Source organism: Neolewinella aurantiaca, assembly GCF_008014675.1.
GTDB lineage: Bacteria > Bacteroidota > Bacteroidia > Chitinophagales > Saprospiraceae > Neolewinella > Neolewinella aurantiaca.
The window spans coordinates 1-7,829 of the sequence record NZ_VOXD01000065.1 but is presented as its reverse complement, the minus strand read 5'-3'; the positions used below and the strand labels follow the sequence as shown (position 1 = coordinate 7,829).

The 7,829-nt window shown below is 55.7% G+C and carries 3 protein-coding genes and 1 pseudogene; 3 read left to right on the top strand and 1 reads right to left on the bottom strand.

What is annotated here, in order from left to right:
• Positions 1 to 766 precede the first annotated feature (766 nt).
• The 3 genes from FUA23_RS21750 to FUA23_RS21740 all read left to right on the top strand — a co-directional run bounded on the left by FUA23_RS21750 (position 767) and on the right by FUA23_RS21740 (position 7,496).
• Positions 767 to 3,418, top strand: a complete 2,652-nt coding sequence (locus tag FUA23_RS21750) for an alpha-L-rhamnosidase (RefSeq protein ID WP_147932890.1) — start codon at positions 767 to 769, stop codon at positions 3,416 to 3,418.
• A 133-nt stretch (positions 3,419 to 3,551) separates the two neighbouring features.
• Positions 3,552 to 4,997, top strand: coding sequence for a sulfatase family protein (locus FUA23_RS21745; protein WP_147932889.1), 1,446 nt, complete (start codon positions 3,552 to 3,554; stop codon positions 4,995 to 4,997).
• Positions 4,998 to 5,015: 18 nt separating this feature from the next.
• Positions 5,016 to 7,496, top strand: a complete 2,481-nt coding sequence (locus tag FUA23_RS21740; protein WP_147932888.1) for an alpha-L-rhamnosidase — start codon at positions 5,016 to 5,018, stop codon at positions 7,494 to 7,496.
• A 202-nt stretch (positions 7,497 to 7,698) separates the two neighbouring features.
• Here the strand turns inward: FUA23_RS21740 and FUA23_RS23195 are convergent.
• Positions 7,699 to 7,829, bottom strand: a pseudogene (locus FUA23_RS23195) (IS5 family transposase); the annotation flags it as partial.

Genomic DNA, 7,829 nt, shown 5'->3' with positions numbered 1-7,829 from the left:
TACGCGTGATTGATAAGGGAAAAGCGATAAGGGTTGGCAGCCTTGCCTGAAATCCGTTCACAGCAGGCACGGCTTTAGCCGTTGGCTTGTATGTTTTGAGGCTCCGGCTAAAGCGCGGGCCTACGCGAGATTGATAAGGGAAAAGCGATAAGGGATTGGCAGCCTTGCCTGAAATCCGTTCACAGCAGGCACGGCTTTAGCCGTTGGCTTGTATGTTTTGAGGCTCCGGCTAAAGCGCGGGCCTACGCGTGACTGATAAGGGAAAAGCGATAAGGGCTTGGCAGCCCTGCCTTGAAGTCCGTTCACAGTAGGCACGGCTTTAGCCGTTGGCTTATATGTTTTAAAGCTCCGGCTAAACCGCGGGCCTACGCGTGACTGATAAGGGAGAAGCGATAAGGGATTTGGCTGCCCTGCCTTGAATCCGTTCACAGTAGGCACGGCTTTAGCCGTTGGTTTGTATGTTTTGAGGCTCCGGCTAAAGCGCGGGCCTACGCGTGACTGATAAGGGAGAAGCGATAAGGGCTTGGCAGCCCTGCCTTGAAGTCCGTTCACAGTAGGCACGGCTTTAGCCGTTGGCTTATATGTTTTAAAGCTCCGGCTAAACCGCGGGCCTACGCGAGATTGATAAGGGAAAAGCGATTTGGCATCCAGAACGCTACGTTCGCAGACTTGCGGAGAGCAATACCCCGAAGGCACAGGATACCCAACACCTCTCCATCCTCCTATTTTGGGCTTGAATTATCGATCACGCAAAATATTTCTGTCTATGCGCACCATGCGGCCGCTATTTACCCTGCTCCTATTCACCCTCCTTTGCACCTGCGTCAGCGCCCAAAAAAGCCTGATGGTCACCAATCCGAGAGTGGAATACCACTCTAACCCCAAAGGACTGGATGTGGAGCACCCCCGCTTCAGCTGGGAACTGACCGGCGAGGGCCGAAACCGCGAACAAAGCGCTTACCAACTCGAAGTGATGCTTGGCGGGAAGGCCATCTGGAACTCCGGAAAGGTCCACTCGCGGTCTACCAATCAGATAGAATACGCTGGCCCTCCTCTGGAGTCTTCCCGTGAATACGAGTGGACGGTCGTCACCTGGGATGAACGTAACCAGCCCTCCACCAAAGGCGGAGGTACCTTCACCACCGGCCTCCTTCGCTTCTCCGACTGGAAAGGGCTGTTCATCAGTCACTACACAGGCTACGACAAAACCGATAAGTACGACGAACTCTACCTGCCCCCCGCCCGCTACTTGCGCAAAGAGTTCACCGCGGCTAAAACCATCAGGCGCGCAGTGGCCTATACCACCGCCCTTGGTTTGTACGAACTGCGCCTGAACGGAAAAAAAGTTGGCGAGGAAATGTTTCTTCCCGGTTGGACAGACTACGACAAACGCCTCTACTACCAAACTTTCGACGTTACCGACCTGATCTCTACCGGCGAGAATGCCGTCGGTGTTATCCTGGCCGACGGTTGGTACGCAGGTTACCTGGGCTACGCCCTGCTGACCCGGCAGGACAAAGTGCGCGAGTTCTACGGCGTCAACCCGGCTTTTATGGGACAGATCCACATCGAATACACCGACGGAACCACCGAAATTGTGGCATCGGACGTAAGCTGGCGGGGGAATACCGGTCCGATTTCGGAAGCCGACATCCTGATGGGCGAAACCTACGACGCCCGCAAAGAGCATTCGGGATGGGATCAGCCCGGTTTCGACGCCGAAAGCTGGAAGAAACCCCGCCGTTACACCTATCCCCCCGGACAACTGCAAAGCTACCCCGGCGACTACGTGATGCCGCGCGAAATGCTGACCCCCGTCGAAATGACCGAACCCGAAAAGGGAACATACATCTACAATCTCGGTAAAAACATCGCGGGCATCATCGAACTGAAAGTGGATGTTCCGGCAGGGACGGAAATCAAAATCCGCTACGGAGAGTTACTGCGCGACGAAGACGGTGGCCTGATGACCGAAAACCTGCGCAAAGCCCGTGCCACCGATACTTACATCGCAAAAGGTGGAGGAACAGAAGTCTGGCGTCCCCGCTTCACCTACCACGGGTTCCAGTTCGTGGAATTGACTGGTCTGCCCGCTAAACCTGCCATGGACGCCGTTACTGGCATCGCCCTCAGCTCGATCGACACGGATGCCGGCAAGTTCTCTTCCTCTAACCCAATGAATAACCAGCTTTTCAAAAATATTAAAACAACCCAGGCTGCTAACTTCTTCGAGGTGCCCACTGACTGCCCGCAACGCGACGAACGCCTCGGCTGGACGGGTGACGCGCACATCTTTGCGCGGTCAGCAACCTACATCTCCGACGTTGCTGCCTTCTTCACGAAGTGGCTCGTTGACCTCGACGACAGCCAGCACTGGTATGGTGCTTATCCCAATTTCGCCCCGATGCCCTACAGCAGGGCCGAGCAGTACTCGCCCGCCTGGATGGACGCCGGCGTCATTACGCCCTACACAATTTACCAGGTCTACGGCGATACACGAGCACTGGAAACGGCATGGGGCGGGATGGAAAAATTTATGGCTTTTCAGGAAGATGCATCTACTGGCTACCTGCGCCCCGGCGGTGGGCAAAACTGGGGCGACTGGCTCACTACCGGCACTAAAACCAGCAACGACTTCATCGCGTCGGCGTTCTACGGCTACGACGCACGGTTGATGGCGGAAATGGCGGGAGCTTTAGGTAAAAAAGACCGCGAGGCTTATTATCGTTCTGTTTTTCAGGGTGTTAAGTCAGCCTTTGGCAAGAAGTACATTAAGCAGGATGGCAGCACTACGGAAGGTACCCAGACCGCCCTGGCCCTGGGCCTGTACTTTGGCCTGTACCCCGAAGAACTGGCGCCCAAAGGAGCGGCTCTGCTGGCTAAGTCGGTAGCGGAAAACGGCGATAAATTCTCCACGGGCTTCCTCGGGACCAAGCACGTGATGCTCGTACTTTCGGAGTACGGCTACCACGATCTGGCCTACCGGGTCTTTCAGCAAACAGACTATCCAAGCTGGGGCTTTTCGGTCGCCAACGGCAGTACATCCATCTGGGAACGGTGGAACAGCTACACGAAAGACGAGAACAGCAACGAAAAGGTCAACGCAGCGATGAATTCCTTCAGTCACTACGCCCTTGGTTCGGTGGCCGAGTGGATGTACCGGTACGGCCTGGGTATAGAAACGAAAGGCGCAGGTTTCCGCGAAATCGTTCTGAAGCCCGCCATCAGCAAGGAAATCAATGAAATGACGGGGAGCTACCGATCCATCAACGGCCTGATTTCCTCCTCCTGGAAGCGTCAAGGGCGCAAGGTAACCGTCGATGTTACCATCCCGGTCAACACAACCGCCACTGTCTTCTTGCCGGGGCGGACGGAGAAGATCGGCTCGGGAACCTACTCTTTCGAAGTGAAAGAGTAACGGCCTCCGGGAAAGGGAGTTACCAATAAAACGCGGAGCGTTTTGGGGCAATGTCGCCCTGTAAGGCTATTTCTGAGGACCCCTGGAACAACCAGAGGAACCCCCGTGTGCGCAATACACAAGTTTGTCCGAAATGCAAAAACAACTATTAACGGCCTTTTTGGTCGTAACTACATCAGTGCTGTACCCTCAGTCGCCCGCACCTAATATTCTGGTCGTTCTTACCGACGATATGGGTTACGCAGACCTGAGTGTACACAATCAGGAAGCAGACGTCCGTACACCGAATATCGACCGGCTGGCCCGCAGCGGTGCGCTGTGTACGGCCGGCTACATCACCGCTCCGCAGTGTATTCCCTCGCGGGCCGGCCTGCTCAGCGGCCGGTACCAGCAACGGTACGGGTTGGACCACAACGGCACCATCCCGCTGCCCCTCACCGAAAAACTGATCCCGGAGCGACTGAAAGACGCTGGTTATGCTACTGGTATGGCCGGCAAGTGGCACCTGGAACCGAATCACCAGCAGGAAGAGTGGATTCGGGAACACTTGCCGGAGCTGGCGGAGAAAAAAACTTTCGTCCCGTCCGATATCCCCGATAAGATGAAGCGGGCCTACCGCAGCGACCGCCGGGGCTTCGACGATGTCTTTGAAGGCTACATCAACAATTACCTGACCAATTACACGCTTGCTGGGGAAGACAAGGAAACCAGCGCGGAGAACATCCCCGACTACCGGCTCGATATCCAGACCGAAGCCGCACTAAGTTTCATCCGCCGCCATAAGGAAGAACCGTTCTTCTACTACCTTTCGTACTTCGCGCCGCACGTCCCGCTGGAAGCACCGTCGAAATACCTCGACCGCTTCCCCGGCGAGATGCCCGAACGGCGCCGTCATTGCCTGGCGATGCTCTCCGCCGTCGACGATGGCGTTGGGCGCGTGCAGGACCTGCTCGCCGAACTGGGCCTGACCGAAAACACCCTGGTCTTTTTCATCAGTGATAACGGCGCACCGCTGAAGATGATCAAAGAAGATATCACTCTCGACTTCAAAGGAGGGGCGTGGGATGGATCGCTGAACACCCCTTTTATAGGTGAAAAAGGAATGCTTTCCGAAGGAGGAATTCACGTTCCGTTTGTCGTGAGCTGGTCGGGTACAATCCCGGCCGGGCAACGGTACGATCACCCCGTCAGCTCGCTTGACGTAGCGGCAACCAGCTTGGCAGCGGCTGGCTTGCCCACCGCAAAGGAACTGGACGGGAAGAACCTGCTCCCGCACCTGAACGGAACAACGACGAGCGCTCCGCACAAGTATCTTTTCTGGCGCTTTTGGGAGCAAATCGCGGTCAGATCCGGCAACTACAAATACCTCCGGGTAGGAGGGCGGGAGTTCCTCTTTGACGTAACGACCGATGAACACGAAACAAATAACCTCCTCGGGGAGCATCCCCGTAAAGCAAGGAAACTGGCCCGTAAACTCGACCGCTGGACCCAAAGCCTGAAAAACCCGGGCGTGCCCGGTAACCCCAATCAATCAGAAACGCAATGGTATGACTTCTACTTTCCGAAAACAGAGGATTAACCACACAAATTACCCATCATGCGCTACCTTGTTTTACTCTTACTGCTTCTGTTGTTGTGCTGTACACCGGATACTTCTCCCGCTATCCCTCCGCTTCCCGATCAGGAAAACTGGCGGGCCGAATGGCTTTCGTTTCCAACTGAAGATGAAGACCTGGCCGATACTTTAAACTTGCCGCCCGCTGCTTACTTCCGGAAAAACTTCACGCTCGATATCCTGCCTGAGCGCGCCGTTTTGTATTGCTCCGCCCTCGGGTTGATCGAGCCACGTCTGAACGGAGAGGTAATTTCGGGCGACCTTTTTCTCCCCGGATGGTCCGACTACAACAAACGGATTTACTACCACGCCTACGACGTAACCGACCGCCTACAGGAAGGAGAAAACGTTCTGTCCTACGTACTTGCCGATGGCTGGTACGCGGGTTATGTTGGCCCCAAATCACTGTCCGAACCCAAAAACAGGGAACTCTACGGAGATACTACGGCCATGATTTCCCAACTCGAGCTTACGCTTGCTGATGGCAGCGAGGAGTTCGTTTTATCTGACGAAAGCTGGAAGGCCGGCACCGGTCCGCTCCGCTATGCCGACCTCCTGATGGGAGAATTTTATGATGCCCGCCTGGAAAATGAAGGGTGGGACAAAGCTGGCTTCGACGATGACAACTGGGCGCGGCCGCTGGTGCAAAGCAACAACAAGGAGCAGTGGACGGAACGGCTCGAGCCTTACCCGGGAAGCCCGGTTCGGAACTACACCGAACTGAAACCGGTTAGGATCACCGAACCCGCAACCGGTGTGTACATCTTCGATATGGGGCAAAACTCAGCCGGCCATGTCCGGCTGAAGGTCACCGGCAAAGCCGGTGATACCATCCGCCTGCGCCACGGGGAAATGCTGAACACCGACGGAAGCCTGATGACCGAAAACCTGCGCTTTGCGCGGGCCAGCGATACTTACGTCCTGAAGGGCGAAGGAACAGAAATATGGGAGCCACGCTTCACTTACCACGGTTACCGGTACGTGGAAGTCAGTGGACTGAAAAGTAAGCCGGGACCGGAGCTGCTCACCGGGGTCCCCGTCAGCTCTTCCATGCAAATGAACGGCTCGTTTGCAACCTCCGACTCTATGATCAATCGTCTGTACGAAAACATCATCTGGACCCAACGCTCCAACTTCCTCGAGATACCGACCGACAGCCCTCAGCGCGACGAGCGCCTCGGCTGGCTGGGCGACGTACAGATTTTCTCCCGCTCCGGACTCTACAACGCCGACCTCACTGACTTCTACCGTAAGTGGTTCGCTGATGTCCGCGATGCCCAGTACGATTCCGGAGCCTACGCTAACTTTGCTCCCCGGCCGTACCCGGACCTCGTCTGGTTCTCACCCGGATGGATGGACGCCGGAGTAATGGTCCCCTATAACGCCTGGCAGTTCTCCGGTGACACCTCCCTGATCGCCGATCATTACGCCTCCATGACGAAGTACATGGATTTCGTCATCAACAAAAGTGAACCCTTCGGCTACTTCTACCCCGAGAATTCCTGGACGGAAATCGGCCCGCGGGGAGGATTCGGCGATTGGCTCGCTCTTACAGACAAGCACCTGGCGCACGACATCCTCGCCTCGATCTACCTGGCCCATACCTTCCGAATCATGGGCGAGATGAGTACGGCCCTGGGGGAAACCGCCGCTGCCGCGCGCTACGATGAGTTGTTCCGCAAGTCCACCGCTGCCTTCATCGATCACTACGTTGCCGCAGACGGACGCTTCGTGATCGACGAAACAAAGTACGGCGGTGGCAAAGGCTACTTCGAAGGAGAAAGAGGATTCACTGGCCATACTCAATCGGGCTATGCTTCGGCAATTTACTTCGATGTGCTGCCCGAAAACCTACGCGAACTCGCTGCCCGTCACCTCGTCGATCTCGTCGAAGCTGCCGATAAGAAGCCAACCTCCGGCATCCTCGGCATCAGGCAGCTATTGCCTGCGTTGTCCCGCATCGGCCGCGGAGACCTCGCCTACGATATGTTGCTCGATGAGCGGTACCCCGGCTGGGGGTTCCAGGTGGCCAATGGAGCTACGACCATCTGGGAACGCTGGAACAGTTATACGCACGAGGAGGGTTTCGGAGGAGCGAGAAACGCGAAGATGAATTCCTTCAACCATTATGCTTTTGGTGCCGTGGGCCAGTTTCTGTACGGCGAAATGGCGGGTATCCGACCCGACGCTCCGGGCTTCTCATCCGTTATCATTCAGCCTGATTTTGGCAACGGAGAATTACGGGAGCTTTCCGCTACTTACGCTTCGGTTCATGGTGCTATCACGTCAGCCTGGGAAGTAACCGACGATGAACTGACACTGGCAGTCGAAATTCCGAAGGGGACCACCGCCAAGGTCTTTTTCCCGTCTCAGGACGGAGAAGTCAGGCTGAGTGAGGTCGGACCGGGTAAGCATTCTTTCTCGGCTCCCGCGCGTACCTATTGGGAGAAAACCGGGAAATAATGCCTTTACGCCGGTTGACCAATCGCGTATTCTGGCCTGTGATATTTTGTATACACCGGCAGCCAGGTATGGCTGCCGGTGCTGTTTCTGACTACGGAGAAAGTATTAGAGCGTGTCTAAAAATTCGAGTCAAGATTTCTCTGTATTGACGATAGAACCATCTGAATGTTGGCCATCAAAATGAATGAAGCCGAATTTTCTATCGTTCGCTCCAGGTCCTTGGTGATTCTGCGATAGAAATTCATCCAGGCGAAGCTTCTTTCGACTACCCACCGCTTGGCTTCTACTACAAACCCCTTCGAGCCTTCCGGTCTTGATGGGCACTCAAAGACA

What these genes read in the sequence shown, in the direction of transcription:
- FUA23_RS21750 (WP_147932890.1), top strand. Translation starts at nt 767, where the DNA reads ATGCGCACCATGCGGCCGCTATTTACCCTGCTCCTATTCACCCTCCTT.
- FUA23_RS21740 (WP_147932888.1), top strand. Translation starts at nt 5,016, where the DNA reads ATGCGCTACCTTGTTTTACTCTTACTGCTTCTGTTGTTGTGCTGTACA.
- FUA23_RS21745 (WP_147932889.1), top strand. Translation starts at nt 3,552, where the DNA reads ATGCAAAAACAACTATTAACGGCCTTTTTGGTCGTAACTACATCAGTG.